Source organism: Streptomyces callyspongiae (assembly GCF_047200695.1).
In the GTDB taxonomy this organism is placed as follows: Bacteria; Actinomycetota; Actinomycetes; order Streptomycetales; family Streptomycetaceae; genus Streptomyces.
Window position 1 is genome coordinate 224,815 of the sequence record NZ_JBJZOM010000001.1, and the last position, 18,767, is coordinate 243,581.

The 18,767-nt window shown below is 71.0% G+C and carries 19 protein-coding genes; 9 read left to right on the forward strand and 10 right to left on the reverse strand.

The features are described from left to right. Positions 1-196: 196 nt before the first annotated feature. From ACL06G_RS01140 to dnaA, 5 genes are all read right to left on the reverse strand, one after another. Positions 197-787 (reverse strand): DciA family protein, encoded by a 591-nt coding sequence (locus tag ACL06G_RS01140; protein WP_412784715.1) that lies wholly within the window; start codon positions 785-787, stop codon positions 197-199. Beyond that, positions 784-1,902 carry a DNA replication/repair protein RecF gene (recF, locus tag ACL06G_RS01145; protein ID WP_412835197.1) on the reverse strand — a complete coding sequence of 373 codons (1,119 nt, stop codon included), beginning with the start codon at positions 1,900-1,902 and terminating at the stop codon, positions 784-786. Before recF ends, ACL06G_RS01140 begins: the two co-directional genes overlap by 4 nt. Before the next feature lie 13 nt (positions 1,903-1,915). Beyond that, positions 1,916-2,797, reverse strand: coding sequence for a phosphogluconate dehydrogenase (NAD(+)-dependent, decarboxylating) (gene gnd, locus ACL06G_RS01150; protein WP_412784713.1), 882 nt, complete (start codon positions 2,795-2,797; stop codon positions 1,916-1,918). A gap of 115 nt (positions 2,798-2,912) precedes the next feature. Continuing rightward, complete coding sequence (dnaN, locus tag ACL06G_RS01155) at positions 2,913-4,043, reverse strand: DNA polymerase III subunit beta (RefSeq protein WP_412784712.1); 1,131 nt, start codon at positions 4,041-4,043, stop codon at positions 2,913-2,915. Positions 4,044-4,851: 808 nt separating this feature from the next. After that, positions 4,852-6,756 carry a chromosomal replication initiator protein DnaA gene (dnaA, locus tag ACL06G_RS01160; protein WP_412835198.1) on the reverse strand — a complete coding sequence of 635 codons (1,905 nt, stop codon included), beginning with the start codon at positions 6,754-6,756 and terminating at the stop codon, positions 4,852-4,854. Between the two features lie 469 nt (positions 6,757-7,225). On the opposite strand from dnaA, the gene rpmH reads away from it, so the two are divergent. The 9 genes from rpmH to ACL06G_RS01205 all read left to right on the forward strand — a co-directional run bounded on the left by rpmH (position 7,226) and on the right by ACL06G_RS01205 (position 13,526). Next, positions 7,226-7,363: a 50S ribosomal protein L34 gene (gene rpmH, locus ACL06G_RS01165; RefSeq protein ID WP_016906158.1), complete on the forward strand. Its 138-nt coding sequence runs from the start codon at positions 7,226-7,228 to the stop codon at positions 7,361-7,363. A gap of 22 nt (positions 7,364-7,385) precedes the next feature. Beyond that, on the forward strand, positions 7,386-7,760 hold the full coding sequence (gene rnpA / locus ACL06G_RS01170) for a ribonuclease P protein component (protein WP_412784710.1): 375 nt from the start codon (positions 7,386-7,388) through the stop codon (positions 7,758-7,760). Further along, positions 7,757-8,047, forward strand: coding sequence for a membrane protein insertion efficiency factor YidD (yidD, locus tag ACL06G_RS01175; RefSeq protein ID WP_412835199.1), 291 nt, complete (start codon positions 7,757-7,759; stop codon positions 8,045-8,047). Before rnpA ends, yidD begins: the two co-directional genes overlap by 4 nt. A gap of 12 nt (positions 8,048-8,059) precedes the next feature. Continuing rightward, entirely contained in the window at positions 8,060-9,145 is a 1,086-nt protein-coding gene (yidC, locus tag ACL06G_RS01180; RefSeq protein ID WP_412835244.1) for a membrane protein insertase YidC, read from the forward strand. A gap of 49 nt (positions 9,146-9,194) precedes the next feature. Next, complete coding sequence (locus ACL06G_RS01185) at positions 9,195-9,659, forward strand: Jag family protein (RefSeq protein ID WP_412784897.1); 465 nt, start codon at positions 9,195-9,197, stop codon at positions 9,657-9,659. Then, positions 9,656-10,390, forward strand: coding sequence for a 16S rRNA (guanine(527)-N(7))-methyltransferase RsmG (gene rsmG, locus ACL06G_RS01190; RefSeq protein WP_412835200.1), 735 nt, complete (start codon positions 9,656-9,658; stop codon positions 10,388-10,390). Before ACL06G_RS01185 ends, rsmG begins: the two co-directional genes overlap by 4 nt. 266 nt (positions 10,391-10,656) lie before the next feature. Further along, positions 10,657-11,730, forward strand: a complete 1,074-nt coding sequence (locus ACL06G_RS01195) for a ParA family protein (protein ID WP_412784707.1) — start codon at positions 10,657-10,659, stop codon at positions 11,728-11,730. Continuing rightward, positions 11,727-12,869 (forward strand): ParB/RepB/Spo0J family partition protein, encoded by a 1,143-nt coding sequence (locus tag ACL06G_RS01200; protein WP_412784706.1) that lies wholly within the window; start codon positions 11,727-11,729, stop codon positions 12,867-12,869. The genes ACL06G_RS01195 and ACL06G_RS01200 overlap by 4 nt, the downstream gene beginning before the upstream one ends. 39 nt (positions 12,870-12,908) lie before the next feature. Further along, positions 12,909-13,526, forward strand: coding sequence for a GNAT family N-acetyltransferase (locus tag ACL06G_RS01205; protein WP_412784705.1), 618 nt, complete (start codon positions 12,909-12,911; stop codon positions 13,524-13,526). Between the two features lie 113 nt (positions 13,527-13,639). Here ACL06G_RS01205 and trxA read toward each other — a convergent pair whose 3' ends face one another. The 5 genes from trxA to ACL06G_RS01230 form a co-directional block, all read right to left on the reverse strand. Further along, positions 13,640-13,969 carry a thioredoxin gene (trxA, locus tag ACL06G_RS01210; RefSeq protein ID WP_412835201.1) on the reverse strand — a complete coding sequence of 110 codons (330 nt, stop codon included), beginning with the start codon at positions 13,967-13,969 and terminating at the stop codon, positions 13,640-13,642. A 50-nt stretch (positions 13,970-14,019) separates the two neighbouring features. After that, positions 14,020-15,003: a thioredoxin-disulfide reductase gene (trxB, locus tag ACL06G_RS01215; RefSeq protein ID WP_412835202.1), complete on the reverse strand. Its 984-nt coding sequence runs from the start codon at positions 15,001-15,003 to the stop codon at positions 14,020-14,022. A 193-nt stretch (positions 15,004-15,196) separates the two neighbouring features. Continuing rightward, positions 15,197-16,162: an RsmA family anti-sigma factor gene (locus ACL06G_RS01220; RefSeq protein ID WP_412835203.1), complete on the reverse strand. Its 966-nt coding sequence runs from the start codon at positions 16,160-16,162 to the stop codon at positions 15,197-15,199. Further along, positions 16,159-16,896, reverse strand: coding sequence for an RNA polymerase sigma factor SigM (sigM, locus tag ACL06G_RS01225; RefSeq protein ID WP_412784701.1), 738 nt, complete (start codon positions 16,894-16,896; stop codon positions 16,159-16,161). Before sigM ends, ACL06G_RS01220 begins: the two co-directional genes overlap by 4 nt. Before the next feature lie 64 nt (positions 16,897-16,960). Then, positions 16,961-18,670, reverse strand: coding sequence for a protein kinase family protein (locus ACL06G_RS01230; RefSeq protein WP_412835204.1), 1,710 nt, complete (start codon positions 18,668-18,670; stop codon positions 16,961-16,963). Positions 18,671-18,767: the final 97 nt, after the last annotated feature.

An 18,767-nucleotide genomic window follows, 5' to 3' on the forward strand; every position in this document is an offset into this window, starting at 1 on the left:
TCCAGTGTACCGGTGGCTCGGACATGAATGGCGGTTTGGCGGCACCTGAGTCCGCATGTGCCGCCCTCAACCGTCATCCGGCGACTCCCCATATGTGGACCGGGGGCCCAAGAGGCTCACAGCGGCGCTCAGCGCTTCGAGTCGGCAACGGACAGCACCCGCTCGTGCCCCACCGGTAACACCGGAGGTCCGGCGGTCACCCGTAGGTGTCACCCGGCCCTCTGCTGCCGGGCGCACGCAGCGGCCCGAACCGGGTACGCGGCCCCTCCGGACCCCGCACCTTGATCAGCTTCACGGTGCCCTGCCCCAGGTCCTCGTTGAGCCGTGCCACCAACCGCGGCGCCAGCAGCCGCAGCTGCGTCGCCCACGCCGTGGAGTCGCACCGCACCAGCAGCGACCGCTCCTCCTCGTCGTACCGCACCGGTTCGCAGTGCTGCGCCACCTCCGGCCCCACGAGCTGCGGCCAACGGCCCATCACGCCACCGACCGCCGCCGGAGCCTCCCAGCCCCGCTCGGTGATCAGGGAACTCACGGCACGGCCCAGCGGCATCGGATCCCGCCCGTCGCGGCCCGCCCCCGAACGGAGCCCGCCGCCCCGGCGCGCCTGCCGCCGCTGCTGCGCGGCACTACCCCGTGCCTTCGCCTGCTCCCGAGCGGCCCGCAGCGCGACCCGCGCCAGGTCCACACCCGTCGGCTCCGGAGCGGACGGCCGCTCCGCTCCCGGGAGATCCGCCCCCGAAGGATCCGCCGCGGAAGCGCCGGACGCCTCCCCCCGCGCCTCGCTCACCGCCGCGTCACCTCCCCGTCGGCAACGGCGTACCGGGCGCCCGACAGCACCTCCGGAACGTCCTCCTCGACCGCGGCCGTCACCAGTACCTGCTCACCGGACGCCACCAGCTCCGCCAGTCGCGCCCGCCGCCGCACGTCCAGCTCCGCGAACACGTCGTCGAGCACCAGCACCGGCTCGTTCCCCTCGCCCCGCAGCAACTCGTAGGAGGCCAACCGCAGCGCCAGCGCGCAGCTCCAGGACTCGCCGTGGCTCGCATACCCCTTGGCCGGCAACCTCCCCAGCTTCAGCAGCAGATCGTCGCGGTGCGGCCCCGCCAACGTCACGCCCCGCTCGATCTCGCGCGGCCGCACCTCGGAGAGCGCCGCCAGCAGCGCCTCGTACAACTCCTCCCGGGAAGAGGCCGGCTCGCAGGAACCCCGGTACTCCAGCGCCACCGGACCACCTCCCGGCGCCAGCTGCTCGTACGCCTTGTCCGCGAGCGGCTGCAGCGTCGCGACGAGATCCAGCCGCTGCGCCAGCAGCTCCGCACCGACGCGGGCCAGGTGCTGGTCCCAGACGTCCAGCGTGGACAGGTCGGCACCGCGGCCACCGTGACGGCGGGCCATCGCCGCCGACTTCAGCAGGCTGTTCCGCTGCTTCAGCACCCGCTCGTAGTCCGACCGCACGCCGGCGATGCGCGGGGAACGCGCGGTCACCAGGTCGTCGAGGAAGCGGCGCCGCTCCCCGGGGTCGCCCTTGACCAGCGAGAGGTCCTCCGGCGCGAACAGCACGGTGCGCAGGATCCCCAGCACGTCCCGGGGGCGCACCTGCGAGGAGCGGTTGATCCGCGCCCGGTTCGCCTTGCCCGGGTTCAGCTCCAGCTCCACCAACTGCTGCCGCTCGCCCTGCCGCACCTGCGCGCGCAGCACCGCGCGCTGGGCCCCCATGCGCACCAGCGGCGCGTCGGAGGACACCCGGTGGCTGCCGAGCGTGGCGAGGTAGCCCACGGCCTCCACCAGGTTGGTCTTCCCCTGGCCGTTGGGGCCGACGAACGTGGTCACCCCCGGGCCGAGGGGAACCTCGGCCCGGGGATAGCTGCGGAAGTCGGCGAGCGACAGATGCGTGACGTGCACGGTCGGACGGTTCCTACTTCTTGCTGCTCTCCACGGCGTGGCCGCCGAACTGGTTGCGCAGCGCCGCGATCATCTTCATCTGGGGCGAGTCGTCCTGCCGGGAGGAGAACCGCGCGAACAGCGAAGCGGTGATGGCCGGCAGCGGCACCGCGTTGTCGATCGCCGCCTCCACCGTCCAGCGCCCCTCACCGGAGTCCGCGGCGTAGCCCCGCAGCGCCTCGAGGTGCTCGTCGCCGTCGAGCGCCTTCACCGCCAGGTCCAGCAGCCAGGAGCGGATGACGGTGCCCTCCTGCCAGGAGCGGAACACCTCGCGGACGTCCGTCACGGAGTCCGCGGCCTCCAGCAGTTCCCAGCCCTCGGCGAAGGCCTGCATCATCGCGTACTCGATGCCGTTGTGGACCATCTTGGCGAAGTGGCCCGCGCCGACCTTTCCGGCGTGCACCGAGCCGAACTCGCCCTCCGGCTTGAGGGCGTCGAAGATCGGCTGCACCGCGGCGACGTGCTCCGCGTCCCCGCCGTACATCAGTGCGTAGCCCATCTCCAGGCCCCAGACGCCGCCGGAGACGCCGCAGTCCACGAAGCCGATGCCGTGGGCGGCCAGTTCCTCCGCGTGCTTCTCGTCGTCCGTCCAGCGCGAGTTGCCACCGTCGACCACGACGTCGCCGGGGGACAGCAGGCCCGCGAGTTCGTCGATGGTGGACTGGGTGGCCGCTCCTGCCGGCACCATCACCCAGACCACCCGGGGGCCCGTCAGCGAGCCGACGAGCTCCGCGAGGCTGCCGACGTCGGCGACCTCCGCATTGCGGTCGTACCCGACGACGGTGTGACCGGCGCGGCGGATGCGCTCGCGCATGTTGCCGCCCATCCTGCCGAGACCGACGAGACCGAGCTCCATCTGTGCGCCACTCCTCAGGTGTTTCCGTGCACTGCGTACCCGGCTACGACCCTACGCCCGAGGGCCCGTGCACAACTGTGGGCTCGGCCGCTCAGCAGGGCGCCCGGCGCGGACTTCAGCCGCTCAGCCGCACCGGCATGATCAGGTACTTGTAGGCGTCGTCGGCCTCGGCGTCCTTCGCGGGGCGCCCGCTCAGCAGAGCCGGCTTGGTGGAGGTCGTGAAGGAGAGCTGGGCGACGGGGGAGTCGATCGCGCTGAGCCCCTCGAGCAGGAAGCCCGGGTTGAAGGCGATCGAGATGTCCTCGCCCTCCAGATCGGCATCGACGCGCTCCACTGCTTGTGCATCGTCGCTGGAGCCCGCCTCCAGGGTGAGCACACCCTGCTCGAAGCTGAGGCGGACCGGGGTGTTCCGCTCGGCCACCAGCGCCACACGCTTGACGGCCTCGACGAACGGGGCGGTCTCGATCACCGCGACGGAGTTGAACTCGGTCGGGAACAGGGTCCGGTACTTGGGGAGGTCGCCCTCCAGCAGGCGGGTGGTGGTCCGGCGGCCGGAACCCTCGAAACCGATGAGGCCCTCGCCGGAACCGGACCCGGAGAGCGCCAGGGAGACCTGCTCCCCGCCGCTGAGGGACTTCGCGGTGTCCAGCAGCGTCTTGGCGGGCACCAGCGCCACCGCGGAGGTGTCCGGGGTCTCCGGCTTCCACAGGAACTCGCGGACGGCGAAGCGGTAGCGGTCGGTGGAGGCGAGGGTGACCGTGTCGCCCTCGATCTCGATCCGCACGCCGGTGAGCACCGGGAGCGTGTCGTCCCGGCCGGCGGCGACGGCGACCTGGGAGACAGCCGAGGCGAAGACCTCGCCCGGCACGGTGCCGGTCGCGGTGGGCATCTCGGGGAGGGCCGGGTACTCGTCGACCGGCAGGGTGTGGAGGGTGAACCGAGAGGAGCCGCAGACCACCGTGACGCGCACACCGTCCGTGGACACCTCGACCGGACGGTTCGGCAGCGAACGGCAGATGTCTGCGAGGAGCCGCCCGGAGACGAGGACCGTGCCGTCCTCCTCCACCTCGGCCTCGACCGAGACCCGTGCGGAGACCTCGTAGTCGAAGCCGGAGAGGCTCAGCGAGCCGTCCTCCGCCTTCAGGAGCAGGCCGGCGAGCACCGGCACCGGCGGACGGGCGGGGAGGCTCTTGGCGGTCCACGCCACCGCCTCCGCGAGTACATCGCGCTCTACCCGGATCTTCACCTTCAGCCGCCTCCTGCTCGTGCTGTCGGCCTCTGTCGGCCGTCTTGCTTCCGGTCCAGTCTGACGTACGTCGGTGACAGTCGGGGACCGCGAGGGTCAAGTCGTCGCGAAGTGGGTAGGAAGCCGGGCGAGCGAGTTGTGCACAGCACCCGCTTCGAAGCGATTCCGGGGGTAGGTACAGGGGGTCGTAGTAGTAGGGCTTGTGGAAACCGGGGATAACTGCTTTCTCGCAGGTCGGGGCCCGGATTTTGTCCACCGCCCCTGTGGGTGGACCGGTGGACGACACGGGTGGGGCTGTGGATGCCGGAAGTTCGCCCACAGGCCGTGCACAGCCCACCGCGACTTCCCCACAGCTCCGCCCACAGGTTTCGCGCAGTTGCCCACAGGCCCTGTGTCCCACCCCGTGTGAGCCGATTCACTCGCCCCGGTGAGAGGGCGCGTCGTGTTGCCGAACAGTGGACAACGGTGTGGACAGGCTGGGGACAACCCGCCGTTGCCTGTGGGCGGGCAGTGGACAACTCTCCGGCCCCGGGGCGCCGCCGTCTCCGGTTCCACAGCCTGTGGAGTCTTCCGGTCCACAATTCCCCAACCGGCTGACCTCGCCCGATGCCGCTGCGGGCGGCGTCGCTGTGGAGAGGATCTGGACAACTCGGCCTTCCCCAGGGTGTGGAGATCCCGAAGCGCGGATTTCTGTGGAGAACCCCGGCCGCCGGCCACGGATTCGAACAGACGGAAGCCCCCGGACGCGGGCGGACCGGTCCGGGGGCTTCGGGAGGGGAGTCGACGGCCTCGGGAGAGCGCCGGGTGCTCAGCCGTTCTTGATGCGGTTGGTGAGCTCCGTGACCTGGTTGTAGATCGAGCGGCGCTCGGCCATCAGCGCGCGGATCTTCCGGTCGGCGTGCATGACGGTGGTGTGGTCGCGGCCGCCGAACTCCGCGCCGATCTTCGGCAGGGAGAGGTCGGTGAGCTCGCGGCACAGGTACATCGCGATCTGCCGGGCGGTCACCAGCACCCTGCTCCGGGAGGAGCCGCACAGGTCGTCCACCGAGAGGCCGAAGTAGTCGGCCGTGGACGCCATGATGTCGGTCGCGGTGATCTCCGGCGCCGCGTCCTCGCCGCCGGGGATGAGGTCCTTCAGCACGATCTCCGTCAGGCCGAGGTCGACCGGCTGGCGGTTGAGGCTGGCGAACGCGGTGACCCGGATCAGCGCCCCTTCCAGCTCGCGGATGTTCCGCGAGATGCGTGAGGCGATGAACTCCAGCACCTCGGGCGGGGCGTTGAGCTGCTCCTGCACGGCCTTCTTCCGGAGGATCGCGATGCGTGTCTCCAGCTCCGGTGGCTGCACATCCGTGATCAGACCCCACTCGAAGCGGTTGCGGAGCCGGTCCTCCAGGGTCACCAGCGCCTTCGGCGGGCGGTCGGAGGACAGCACGATCTGCTTGTTCGCGTTGTGCAGCGTGTTGAAGGTGTGGAAGAACTCCTCCTGCGTCGACTCCTTGTCGGCGAGGAACTGGACGTCGTCGACGAGCAGGATGTCCATGTCGCGGTAACGCTTGCGGAAGGCGTCGGCCTTGCCGTCCCGGATGGAGTTGATGAACTCGTTGGTGAACTCCTCGGAGCTCACGTAGCGCACCCGGGTGCCGGGGTAGAGGCTGCGGGCGTAGTGCCCGATGGCGTGCAGCAGGTGGGTCTTGCCCAGCCCGGACTCGCCGTAGATGAACAGCGGGTTGTACGCCTTGGCCGGAGCTTCGGCGACGGCCACCGCGGCGGCGTGCGCGAACCGGTTGGAGGCGCCGATGACGAAGGTGTCGAACAGGTACTTGGGGTTCAGCCGCGCGGTGGGCTCGCCGGGACCGGTCGCGGGCGCCGGCTGCGCCGCCAGCGGGCCCGGAGCCCCCGAGGGCTCCGGCAGCTGCGACGGCCCGTCGTAGCGGGGCTCCGGAGGGCGGCCCTGCACCGGCACGCCCCCGCCCTGGCCGTGGCCGCCCTGGTGGGGGTGCGGGGGCTGCGGGGCGTGCTGCTGCCGTTCGTGGCCCGGGCCCGGTCCGTGCTGTCCGTACGCCCGGCGCTCGTACTGCTCCGGTCCGCGCTGCTGCACGGGGTAGCCGCCGTGCTCGGGATGCGGGGGAGGTCCCGGGCGCGGTTCGTGCGGCTCAGGCTGCTGGTGCCATCCGGACGGCGCGTGCTGCTGCGGTGGGGCGTGCTGGGGGCGCGGCGCCTGCGGGTAGTCGGGGTAGGCGGGGCGGGGGCTCGGCAGCTGGGGGGACTCGTAGCCCCCGTCGTACGCCTGGTAGGCCTCCTGGCCGCGCGGGTCGTGGCGGGGCTCGTGGCGGGGCTCGTGGCGGGGCTCGGTCCGGGGGTGCGGGTCCGGCGCGTGCCCGTGGTGGGCCGGGTCCGCCGTATCGGGTGCCGGCGCGGGCGGCGCGGGCGGCGCGGGCGGCGAGGCCGGGCCGGTGACCGTGATGGCGAGGCGGATCGGCTGCCGGCACTCCCGGCTGAGGGCGTCGCTGATCAGGGGCGAGAGCCGACCCTCCAGCACGCCCTTGGCGTACTCGTTGGGCACCCCCAGGAGTGCGGTGCCGGAGACCAGCACCAGCGGCTGGCAGTCCTTGAGCCACCGCTGGTCCTTCGCTTCCACTCCCTGCCCGTCCGAGAGGAGCTGGTCGAGGACGCGTGGCCACACTGCGGCAAGATCGGCAGGGAGGTCAGCCACGGGCACGCTCTCTCAATCTGTGGGGTGGTTCTCGGCGGGTCCCCCTCCGGCGCGGGTACGGCCGGGATATCGGTGGGGACACGACGTTCCCGCGCATGTGTCGTACTCGGGACGGTCGGGAAGGAAGGGAAGTTCAGCCACGGTAGTCAGCCCGACCTGCCGCATTCAAGTCGTTGTCCACAGGCTGTGCACGACCCGGGAGCGGCGGGGCGCGTCGGATGGGCCGTCCGGGTGGACCGGGCGGGGTGTGGGCGGCGCCCCGGCGGGGAAGGGTGCTGGTTTGACCGGGGGGCAGCGCCGCGCGTACCGTGTCGAGGTCGAGTTGTCGACGGCTGCTGCCGCCTGCCTCCGATGGGCATGATGAAGCGGTGCACACTCGGGCGTTGCGAGCTACTCGTGGGCGCACGGTGACAGCCGGTCGGCGCCCCACACCGTCTCGCAGAGACTCAAGTATCCCTGGAGCCCCCGAGTGAGCAAGCGCACCTTCCAGCCGAACAACCGCCGCCGCGCGAAGACCCACGGCTTCCGGCTGCGCATGCGGACCCGTGCCGGCCGTGCCATCGTGGCCAACCGGCGCAGCAAGGGCCGCGCCCGCCTGTCGGCCTGAAGCCCTACCCACAGGTCATGTCGTGCTGCCCACCGAACACCGGCTGAGGCGGCGCGAGGACTTCTCGACCGCAGTCCGGCGGGGACGCCGGGCCGGCCGTCCGCTCCTCGTCGTGCACCTGTACCGCGGTCGTCGTGACAGTGACCCGCACGCGTCCGGGGGGAACGCTCCCCCGGCCCGTGCGGGTTTTGTCGTGAGCAAGGCCGTCGGCGGTGCGGTCGTCCGGAACCTGGTGAAGCGCCGGTTGCGTCACCTGGTGCGGGAGCGTCTCGGTGCGTTCCCCGAAGGTAGCCTGGTGGTGGTACGCGCGCTGCCCGGTGCCGGCGAGGCGGACCACGGGAAGCTGGCCCGCGACCTGGACACCGCGTTGCAGCGGCTGCTGGGAGTCGCACCGTGAAGTATCCGCTGCTGTTTCTGATCAAGGTCTACCAGTGGACCGTGAGCCCGCTCCTCGGGCCGGTCTGCCGGTACTACCCCTCCTGCTCGCACTACGGGTACACCGCGATCGACCGGCACGGGGCGGTGAAGGGGACCGCGCTCACCGCATGGCGCATCCTGCGCTGCAATCCGTGGTCCCCCGGTGGAGTCGACCATGTTCCCGCCCGCAAGCGTCCGGTGTGGCACCAGTGGTTGCGGAACCGCTGGCACCAGCACCGTGCCCCGTCCCATGCCCAAGGAGCCTGATTCGTGGACACGATCGACTCGATCCTCGGTCCTCTCTATACCGCTGTTTCCTGGATCATCGTCCAGTTCCACAAGCTGTACAGCATCCCGTTCGGCGAGAGCAGCGGATGGGCCTGGGGGCTGTCCATCGTCTCGCTGGTGATCGTGATCCGGATCGCGCTGATCCCGCTGTTCGTCAAGCAGATCAAGTCGACCCGGAACATGCAGGCGCTCCAGCCCCGGATGAAGGCGATCCAGGAGCGGTACAAGAACGACAAGCAGCGCCAGTCCGAAGAGATGATGAAGCTGTACAAGGAGACGGGTACCAACCCGCTCTCCAGCTGCCTGCCCATTCTGGCGCAGTCGCCGTTCTTCATCACGCTCTACCAGGTGCTCAACCGCATCGCCAACGACACCCCGGTCGGTGTCCTGAACCAGGACCTGGTCGACAGCGCTCGCGAGGCGAAGATCTTCGGTGCGCCCATCGCCGCGACCTTCATGGACAGCGCTGCCGAGCTGCAGGAGCTCGGCGCGAACCTGGCGGACGTCCGGGTCGTCACGGTCGTCATGATCCTCATGATGTCGGCCTCGCAGTTCTTCACCCAGCGCCAGCTGATGACGAAGAACGTGGACCTGACGGCGAAGACCCCGTTCATGCAGCAGCAGAAGATGCTGATGTACGTCTTCCCGGTCATCTTCGCCGTCTTCGGCATCAACTTCCCCGTCGGTGTCCTGGTGTACTGGCTGACCACCAACGTGTGGACCCTCGGCCAGCAGATGTACGTGATCAAGCGCAACCCGACGCCCGGAAGCCTGGCCTTCCAGCAGCGTCAGGAGAAGCTGCGGGCCAAGGGCAAGCTGAAGGAGGACCCGGCCGAGGTCGAGGCGAAGCAGGCAGCGCACGAGGCCCGTGCCCGGCGGACCCAGCCGAAGCGCCAGACCAAGGCCCAGCGTGCCGCCGGCGCCCAGCACACGCCTCAGAAGTCCGCCGACTCCGATGCGCAGAAGACCGCAGGCGCAGAGCGGAAGTCCGTCGGCGAGCAGAACGGCCGGAGCAGCCACGGCAAGCAGCAGGCGCACGGCAAGAAGAAGCCCCAGTCCGCCAAGACCAAGAAGTAGAAGGAGTCCATCAGTGACGGATGCGACCGCCGCAGAGGGCACCGACACGATGACCCGCCTGGAACAGGAAGGGGAGATCGCGGCCGACTACCTCGAGGGTCTGCTGGACATCGCCGACCTGGACGGTGACATCGACATGGACGTGGAGGCCGACCGGGCGGCCGTGTCCATCGTGGGCGAGGGTTCCCCGCGGGATCTGCAGAAGCTCGTGGGCCGCGACGGCGAGGTGCTGGAGGCGCTGCAGGAGCTGACGCGGCTGGCCGTGCACCGCGAGACCGGTGACCGGAGCCGGCTGATGCTGGATGTCGCCGGGTTCCGCGCCCGCAAGCGCGAGGAGCTGACGGAGCTCGGCACCAAGGCGGCCGAGGACGCCAAGGGCTCGGGGGAGGCCGTCAAGCTCCGCCCGATGACGCCCTTCGAGCGCAAGGTCGTGCACGACGCTGTCGCCGCCGCGGGGCTGCGGAGCGAGTCCGAGGGCGAGGAACCACAGCGCTGCGTGGTCGTGCTGCCGTGAGTGAGCGGCCGGCCGAGGCGGGGGAGCTGGACGAGGCTCCGGAGGCGGCACGGAAGTACTTCGGGGACCGCCTCCCCGATGTGGTGCGGTACGCCGAGCTGCTCGCGGATGCCGGTGTGCGCCGCGGGCTGATCGGTCCGCGGGAGGTGCCCAGGCTCTGGGAGCGCCACCTGCTGAACTGCGCGGTGCTGTCGGAGATCGTGCCGGACGGCGTGACGGTCTGCGACGTGGGCTCCGGGGCCGGGTTGCCCGGTATCCCGTTGGCACTGGTCCGTCCGGACCTGCGGATCACTCTGCTGGAGCCGTTGCTCCGCCGGACGACGTTCCTCCAGGAGGTCGTCGAGCTGCTGGGCCTGGACCACGTGACCGTGGTGCGGGGGCGTGCCGAGGAGGTCCTGGGCACGCTGCCCCCGGTCCATGTGGTGACGGCCCGGGCCGTGGCGCCGCTCGACCGGTTGGCCGGCTGGGGGGTTCCGCTGCTGCGTCCCTACGGCGAGATGCTCGCGCTCAAGGGGGACACGGCGGCGGAGGAGCTGAAGAGCGCGCGGGCGGCGCTCCAGAAACTGAGTGTCGTCGGGGCCACGGTGGAGCAGGTCGGCGAGGGCGTCGTGGATCCGCCCTCCACTGTGGTGCGGGCAGAGGTCGGCGAGAGCCCCGGCGGTGTCCGGTTCGCCGCCAAGCGTGCTCGAGCAGCCCGGAGTCGGCGTCGCGGCAATCGGCGACGACGATGAGGACCTGACGCCCGTTACGCCATAGAAGCGTTCGCGTCGCCGCATAGCGGAGTGTCGCCGCAGTCGTTGCCGACTGCGGCGACATCGTGTTTCACGTGAAACGACGCTCGCTGTTGCAGGGAATCATCAGTCGTGGCCGCGCGGCGGCCACTCCACGCGACCGCAGGCCCCAAGGGGAAGGCTCCGGGGCCGCTCCGCGCGAGTCGCGTTCCTCGTCGAATTCGTCCACAACTGAGCGGGGCTCGCTGGTTCACGAGCCGGTGGACATGGCAGGCTGTGAAACTCGAAAAGGTACTGCCGAGGAGAGTGAACCGTTGCGGTCCGACGCCAACCTCGCGGGGCCGGTGACCGACCCGGTCCCAGGTCCCCGTACCGAGTCCAGAGACGTTTCACGTGAAACGCCGCCGCCGATGGACACGTCCTCCGGGTACGAGCGGGACACCAGCGCTCCCGTCGGGCGTGCGGCGCAGCAGGCGGTGGAGGCCATGAACCGCGCCGGAGAGGGCCTGCCCCGTCCGGAGCAGACGCGCGTGATGGTCGTAGCGAACCAGAAGGGTGGCGTCGGAAAGACGACGACCACGGTGAACCTGGCGGCTTCCTTGGCGCTGCACGGCGCGCGTGTCCTGGTGGTGGACCTGGACCCGCAGGGCAACGCGTCGACGGCGCTGGGCGTCGACCACCACTCCGAAGTGCCGTCCATCTACGACGTTCTGGTGGAGAGCAAGCCGTTGTCGGAGGTGGTGCAGCCGGTCCCCGACATCGAGGGGCTCTTCTGCGCTCCCGCGACCATCGATCTCGCCGGTGCGGAGATCGAGTTGGTGTCGCTGGTGGCCCGGGAGAGCCGCCTGCAGCGGGCTCTGACGTCGTACGAGCAGCCCTTGGACTACGTGCTGATCGACTGTCCGCCGTCCCTCGGGCTGCTGACCGTCAACGCGCTGGTGGCCGGCGCCGAGGTCGTCATCCCGATCCAGTGCGAGTACTACGCCCTGGAGGGGCTGGGTCAGCTTCTGCGCAATGTGGAACTCGTACGGGGTCACCTGAATCCGAAGCTGCACGTCTCCACGATTCTCCTCACCATGTACGACGGTCGTACTCGGCTGGCCTCGCAGGTGGCCGAGGAAGTGCGCAGCCACTTCGGGAAAGAAGTGCTGCGGACGAACATCCCGAGGTCGGTGCGCATTTCCGAAGCTCCCAGCTACGGGCAGACGGTGCTCACGTACGATCCCGGCTCCAGCGGTTCGCTCTCCTACCTCGAAGCGGCCAAGGAAATCGCCCTGCGGGACCCGCAGGCGCAGCAGGACCAGTCAGCACAGCACGGCATGGCGGAGGGGACGCAGTGAGTGATCGACGCAGAGGACTGGGCCGGGGGCTGGGCGCCCTGATTCCGGCTGCCCCGCAGGGAGGGGAGCCCACCGAACGTCCGACCGTCACCGGGAACGGCGCGACCTCACCGACCGCGGTACCGGTGCTGCCCTCCGACCGCGGGGTCGCCGCCGCCCGGGTCGCGGAGCTGCCGGATGTCGAGGAGGCGGTGGACTTCCCGGACCCCGGGGCCGCAGAGGCCGCGACGGCGACGGCCGGCGAGCACGGCGTGGAGGGCGTACCCGCCGGTGCCCACTTCGCCGAGATCCCGCTGGAGGCCATCACACCGAACCCCCGGCAGCCCCGCGAGGTGTTCGACGAGGACGCGCTGGCGGAGCTGGTCACCTCCATTCGGGAGGTCGGGCTGCTTCAGCCGGTCGTGGTCCGGCAGCTCGGGCCGGAGCGCTACGAACTCATCATGGGGGAGCGCCGGTGGCGGGCCTGCCGCGAGGCGGGCCTGGAGGCGATCCCGGCGATCGTCCGCGCCACCGAGGACGAGAAGCTGCTGCTGGACGCGCTCCTGGAGAACCTGCACCGGGCGCAGCTCAACCCCTTGGAGGAGGCGGCGGCGTACGACCAGCTGCTGCGGGACTTCGAGTGCACGCACGACCAGTTGGCCGACCGGATCGGCCGCTCCCGCCCGCAGGTGTCCAACACGCTGCGTCTGCTGCGGCTCTCGCCGTCGGTGCAGCGCCGGGTCGCCGCCGGGGTGCTGTCCGCGGGGCACGCCCGGGCCCTGCTGTCCGTGGAGGACGGTGGTGAGCAGGACCGGCTGGCACACCGCATCGTGGCGGAGGGCCTGTCCGTGCGCGCGGTCGAGGAGATCGTGACGCTCATGGGGAGCGACACGAAGTCCTCCTCCCGCTCCAAGGGCCCCCGGGCGGGGAAGCGGGTCTCCCCCGCGCTGGAGCACCTGGCCGGTCGCCTCTCGGACCGGTTCGAGACCCGGGTGAAGGTCGATCTCGGTCAGCGGAAGGGCAAGATCGTCGTGGAGTTCGCCTCCATGGAGGATCTGGAGCGGATCCTCGGCCAGTTCGCCCCCGGTGAGGGTCGTGTGCTGGAGCAGCACCTCGAGCGCGACGAGCAGGACGGCGCGGACGACGAGCCGATGAGCTGATTCCGGGCCGGACGGACGACCCATGGATACGATGTGTCCATGGGGCGTCAGCTTGTTCCGCTCACGCTGGACAATCTCCCGGACCTGCCGAAGCGCTGCCGCGGGTGCGTCTACTGGGAGCTGGACCCGGTCAGCGGCGAGACCGCAGCCAAGGCCGGGCGGCCGGACCTGGAGAAGGAGGCCTGGATCTCCGCCGTCCTGTTGGAGTGGGGGTCCTGCGGCCGGGTCGTGTATGTGGACGACCGGCCGGTGGGGTTCGCGCTGTATGCGCCGCCGGCCTATGTCCCGCGGTCCGTCTCCTTCCCCACGTCTCCGGTGTCCCCGGACGCCGTGCAGTTGATGACCGCGCGGCTGCTGCCCGGATATCAGGGGCAGGGGCTCGGGCGGGTGATGGTGCAGACAGTCGCGAAGGACGTGTTGCGCCGCGGCTTCAAGGCGATCGAGGCGTTCGGCATCGCGCAGTGGGAGGAACCGGCGTGCATGCTGCCCGCCGACTACCTGCTTGCGGTGGGCTTCAAGACCGTACGTCCGCATCCGCTGCATCCCCGGCTGCGGCTGGACCTGCGCTCCACGGTGTCCTGGAAGGCGGACATGGAACGGGCGCTGGACCAGTTGCTGGGTGCGGTGCAGAAGGAGCCGGCGCTGCGCCCGCTGTAGTCCGGCGAGACCTGGGCGGCGGCAGGGGTGCCGGGCAGGTTTCACGTGAAACGGCCGGGGCCGTTCCACCACGGTGTCGGTGGAACGGCCCCGGCCGTTGCGTGAGGTGCGCTTCAGCCGATGAAGTCGGCCAGGTCCCGCTCGATCGCGGCCTTGGGCTTCGCACCGACGATCGTCTTGACGACTTCGCCACTCTGGTACACGTTCATCGTCGGGATGGACATGATGCCGTACTTGGCGGCCACGCCCGGGTTCTCGTCGATGTTGAGCTTGACCACGGTGAGCTTCTCGGAGTGCTCGTCCGCGATGGCCTCGAGCGACGGGGCGATCTGACGGCAGGGGCCGCACCAGGCTGCCCAGAAGTCGACCAGGACGGGCTTGTCGCTCTTGAGAACGACCTCGTCGAAGTTGCTGTCGGTCGCGGTAACGGTGGCACCGGCCATGGGTTGCTCCTCTTCCTTGATCTCGCGGTGGGTGGTGGGAGGTGAGGGGATCAGACCGCTGCGGTCTTCTCGGGTTCCGCCGCGGCCTCCGGTGCCGCGGAGGTCTGCGCGGCGAGGTGGCGTTCGGCGTCGAGGGCGGCGGCGCAGCCGGTGCCGGCTGCGGTGACGGCCTGGCGGTAGGTGTGGTCGACGACGTCGCCCGCGGCGAAGACGCCGGGGATCTTGGTGCGGGTGGAGGGGGAGTCGACGGTGAGGTAGCCCTCTTCGTCGAGTTCGAGGACGCCCTGGAAGAGCTCGGTGCGGGGGTCGTGGCCGATGGCGACGAACAGGCCGGTGACGGGGAGTTCGGAGGTCTCGCCGGTCCGGGTGTTCTTCAGGGTGAGCTTGCTGAGCTTGCCGTCGGTGTCGTGGATCTGCTGGACCTCGCTGTCCCAGGCGAAGGAGATCTTGTCGTCGGCGAAGGCGCGTTCCTGCATGGCCTTGGAGGCGCGGAGGGTGTCGCGGCGGTGGACGACGGTGACGGACCTGGCGAAGCGGGAGAGGAAGGTGGCCTCTTCCATGGCGGTGTCGCCGCCGCCGACGACGGCGATGTCCTGGTCGCGGAAGAAGAAGCCGTCGCAGGTGGCGCAGTAGGACACGCCGCGGCCGGAGAGCTCTTCCTCGTTCGGGAGGCCGAGGGTGCGGTGCTGGGAGCCGGTGGCGACGATGACGGTGCGTGCGCGGTGGACCGTGCCGGCGGAGTCGGTGACGGTCTTGATCTCGCCGGAGAGGTCGACTGCGGTGACGTCGTCGGCGACGAGGTCGGCGCCGAAGCGTTCGGCCTGGGCGCGCATCTCGTCCATGAGGTCGGGGCCCATGATGCCGTCGCGGAAGCCGGGGTAGTTCTCGACCTCGGTGGTGTTCATGAGTGCGCCACCGGAGGTGACCGAGCCCTCGAAGATCAGGGGGTTCAGCGACGCACGGGCGGTGTAGAGCGCGGCGGTGTACCCGGCCGGCCCGGAGCCGATGATGATCACGTTACGGACGTCGCTCACGAGAGCCTTCCTTGTCTGCCGACTGCGATCCGGGCCGCCGGCGGAGAGGCGGTCCGGTGTTCCGTGTGGGGCGGTTCCACCCCACCCAACGGATCCTAGGGGGCAGACATTCCCGCACCGGGCCAGTGGAACACGGCACATCCCGTGGCGTCCGCCATGGAGTGAACCGCGCGACGTCCGCGGCCCGGCGTCGTCAGTTCCTCGTGAAACTGTGCTTCGCCAGGATCTTCCCCGTGGCGCCCCCGGGGTCCTTCGTGCAGGCGGAGTCGATCACGTAGGCATCGACCCGCTGCGGGTTCCCCGGGTGCGGCAGCACCAGTAGATAGGACGGGCGGCCGACGTACCGGCGGGCGGGCTCGGCCGCCAGCGGCGCCTCCGGACGGCCGACGGCCGCCCGAACGCAGGAGGGGATCGCTCCGGCACTCCCGGCCTGCGGTGGGGTGCCCTCCGGCGGACCGGTGTCCGTCAGCAGGCCCGGCTGGGAGCTCCGGGGCGCGGGCTCGGGTGTGAGGAGCGCCTGCACGCGGTGCTCCAGCTCCTCGCTGCCGAGAGCGCTGTCCTGCGACTGTTCCCGGGCAGCCGTGCGCCCCGCCGAGGAGTCCGGGGAGGTCGACGACAGCGCCTGGAACAGCCCGCCGCCGAGCCCCAGCGCCGCCAGTACGCCGGCGGTGGTGAGCAGGACCCGGGCACGCCGCCCTCGTCGCGGCGACGGGCGGTTGCCGTCGGGAGAACCCGGCCCCTTCCCGCCCGGGCGGTTGCTGTCCGGACGCCGGCGGGAGCGCGGTCCTGACGTGGTCGGCAGGGGGGTGCGCGCGGTACGGGCAGGCCCGGTTTCACGTGAAACCGTCACCGGTTCCTCGGGGCTCGTTCCACGTGAAACCGGGCCGGGGTCCTGCGCCGCCAGTAGTGCTTCGGCGGAGAGGGCGGCATCGATGCGCCCGGCCACATCGGTGGGCATGCGCCCGGGGCCGGGCAGCGTACCGAGGGACCCGCGGATCTCCTCCAGAGCCTGGTGGACCTCGGTGCACAGCAGGCAGTCCGCGAGGTGGGTCCGCACCTCGCGGGCCCGCGGGACGGACAGCAGGCCCTCTGCGAGCTCCGAGAGTTCGTCGACCTCGGGGTGGTCGTCGGTGGCGCGAGGGCTCTCCTCGGGGGTCATGCGGTTCCACCTCCGCCCTTCACGGCACCTGGTCCGGCGGCGTCCTGCCGCTCGCTCTTCGCCGATGGGACGGATCCGTCCCGCTCGGGGTTCCCGTCACCGCGGTTCTGTCCCTCCTGGGCGGGCGCCCCGCCCGGCCGTAGGTGCCCGAGGAGCGGCAGCAGCCGGGCACGTCCGCGGGCGCACCTGCTCTTGACCGTTCCCACGGCCACGCCGAGCACGTCGGCCGCCTCGGAGACGGGATACCCCTGCATGTCGACGAGTACGAGGGCGGCGCGTTGCTCGGGAGCGATTTCCGCGAGGGCGGAGAGCAGCTGCCGGTGGAGGTCGGCCCGTTCCGCCGGTGCTTCCGCGGACTCGTGGGGATCCAGCAGGTGTTCCAGGCGCTCCGTGTCGTCGACCGGAGACGTGCGCCGTGCGGACGCCTTGCGTGCGCGGTCCAGGCAGGCATTGACGGTGATCCGGTGCAGCCAGGTCGTGACGGCGGACCGGCCCCGGAAGGTGTGGGCGGCGCGGTAGGCGGAGACCAGGGCGTCCTGGACGGCGTCCGCTGCCTCCTCCCGCTCGCCCAGCGTGCGCAGCGCGACGGCCCAGAGACGGTCGCGGTGGCGCCGTACGAGTTCTCCGAACGCGTCGGGATCACCGTCGACGTGACGGGCCAGGAGCCCCGCGTCGGTCTCCTCGGCGAGTGGTGGCGGCGTCGCCGCCTCCCGGCGTCTGCTGCTGTCCCGCACTGTGTCGAGCCCCCTCCCGCCGGCCCTGAGACCTGGCCCGGTGCGACGCCTTCCGGTCATGCGGTCAGCTCGACACCTGGATCTCCGTGATGCGCCCACGGTAGTTGCCGTCGGTCGCCTGCGGGAGCTCTGTGAGCCACACCAGCAGGTAACGCGTGGTGAGCGGCCTCTCCCCTGCTGCGAAGTCGAGCTCCGAGCCGGTGGCCTCGGCGGTCTTCCGGAAGGAGTCGTAGGAGGTCGGCATGGTGCTTGTCGAAGCGGGTGCCGCCAGCAGCTCGGCGGAGGTGCGTCCCTCGAAGGAGACCGTGACGCCGCCGACGGCCTGTTCCTTCCCCAGGTCGAGAACGAGGCCTACACCGGGCTTCAACCGGCCGAACCGCGGATCGCCGTAGTAGTTCTGCGTGTACCAGAAGGAATCCGGGTCGTCGTCGAAGGCCCGCGGCACGGTCTCCGGGTTCTCGGAGCCGTTGCCCTCCGGATCGATGGCCACCGCGTCGACGATGGAGAGCGGCTCGCCCCCCTGCCCGTTCTGCGGCGCCTCCGCCTGCTGCACGGGCGTGTTGTCCGTGGAATCGTCGTTCCGCAGCAGCGACTCGGACACCTGCCAGCTGCCCAGTCCCAGGGCGGCGATCAACAGTGCCGACACGCCCCACTTGAGCATGCGGCCGGTACGTCCTGGAAGCGCCGGCGGCGTGCCCACGGCGGTGACCGGCCCTCCGGCACCGCCCGGGGCCCCGCTCGCGGGACGCCCTGCCGAGGAGCCGGGGTAGGCGGGAGGAGCCGCGTACGCCTGCTCCGGGGGCCGGATGCGGGGGAGCGCCGCGACGGCCTTCGCCAGATCCTCGACGTTGGCGCACGGCTGTTCCTCGCGTGAGGCGGTCGCTCCGTGGTTGACGAGCGCCCGCATCGCGAGGTCGGACAGCCCTCGGTGCACCCCCGCGCGCACCTGGTCCGGGGCGATCGGGGAGCCGCCGGAGAGCGCGCCGATGCCGGGCAGCCCGAAGGCGTCCTCCTGGTAGGGCCAGCGCTGCGTGAGAGCGGCGTACAGCAGGGCACCGATCGCCTCGGTGTCGTCCCGCTGCGGATGGTCGCTGGTGACACCGCGCAGTGCCGCACCGACGGCGAGGCCCCGGATGCGGTACTGGCCGGAGGCGGTGCGCAGCACGGAGGTGGGTGAGAGCTGGAGGTGGGCGAGCCCCTCCCGGTGGGCCGCGGAGAGGGCCTGGGAGAGCTGGACGACCAGCTGGTACGCCTCGTGTGCGGCGAGCGGCCCGGTCTCCAGCAGGTCGGCGAGCGTGATGCCGTCCGGAACCCACTCGTGCACCACGTGGACCAGCTCGTTCTCCTCGACCGCGTCGAGTACCTGGACGAACCGGGGGTCGCCCAGCAGGGCCGCGGAACGTGCCGCCGACAGGACGTTCCGGGCACGGGGGTGGTCCGCGGGGAGGAGGTGCACGCCGACCGCACGTCGCAGCTTCTCGTCGACGGCGCGCCAGCTGCTGAATCCGTCCAGCCGCGTCAGGCACTCCTCGAGACGGTAGCGCGCGGCCAGCTTGTCCCCGCTGTGCAGCTCCGGGCAGGGAATTCCTCCCGGGGCGCGGTTCGGCTCTCCGGCGCGGTCCGCGGCGTCGGTGCCGTCCCCGGGCTGCTGTTCAGCGGCCGGTGCGTCCTCGGTTCTGCCGTCGTCCGTGACCCCCGGCGCCTGCTCGGAAGGTGGTGCCGACGCGCCCTCTCCTCGGGTCCCGTCGACGGTCGCCGTGCTCCCATCCGCCACCGTCGCTCCTGCCTCCCCATCCGGTTGCAGCCGCATCTTCATCCATCAGCCCGTCGATGATTGTGCCTGCATGTCAGTGTGGTGCTCGACACGTGTG

Bases quoted from the DNA above. Each gene is read 5' to 3' on its own strand.
- gnd (WP_412784713.1), bottom strand. From the start codon at position 2,797: ATGGAGCTCGGTCTCGTCGGTCTCGGCAGGATGGGCGGCAACATGCGC.
- ACL06G_RS01185 (WP_412784897.1), top strand. From the start codon at position 9,195: ATGACCCGCCTGGAACAGGAAGGGGAGATCGCGGCCGACTACCTCGAG.
- ACL06G_RS01195 (WP_412784707.1), top strand. From the start codon at position 10,657: ATGGCAGGCTGTGAAACTCGAAAAGGTACTGCCGAGGAGAGTGAACCG.
- ACL06G_RS01205 (WP_412784705.1), top strand. From the start codon at position 12,909: ATGGGGCGTCAGCTTGTTCCGCTCACGCTGGACAATCTCCCGGACCTG.
- trxA (WP_412835201.1), bottom strand. From the start codon at position 13,969: ATGGCCGGTGCCACCGTTACCGCGACCGACAGCAACTTCGACGAGGTC.
- ACL06G_RS01220 (WP_412835203.1), bottom strand. From the start codon at position 16,162: ATGACCCCCGAGGAGAGCCCTCGCGCCACCGACGACCACCCCGAGGTC.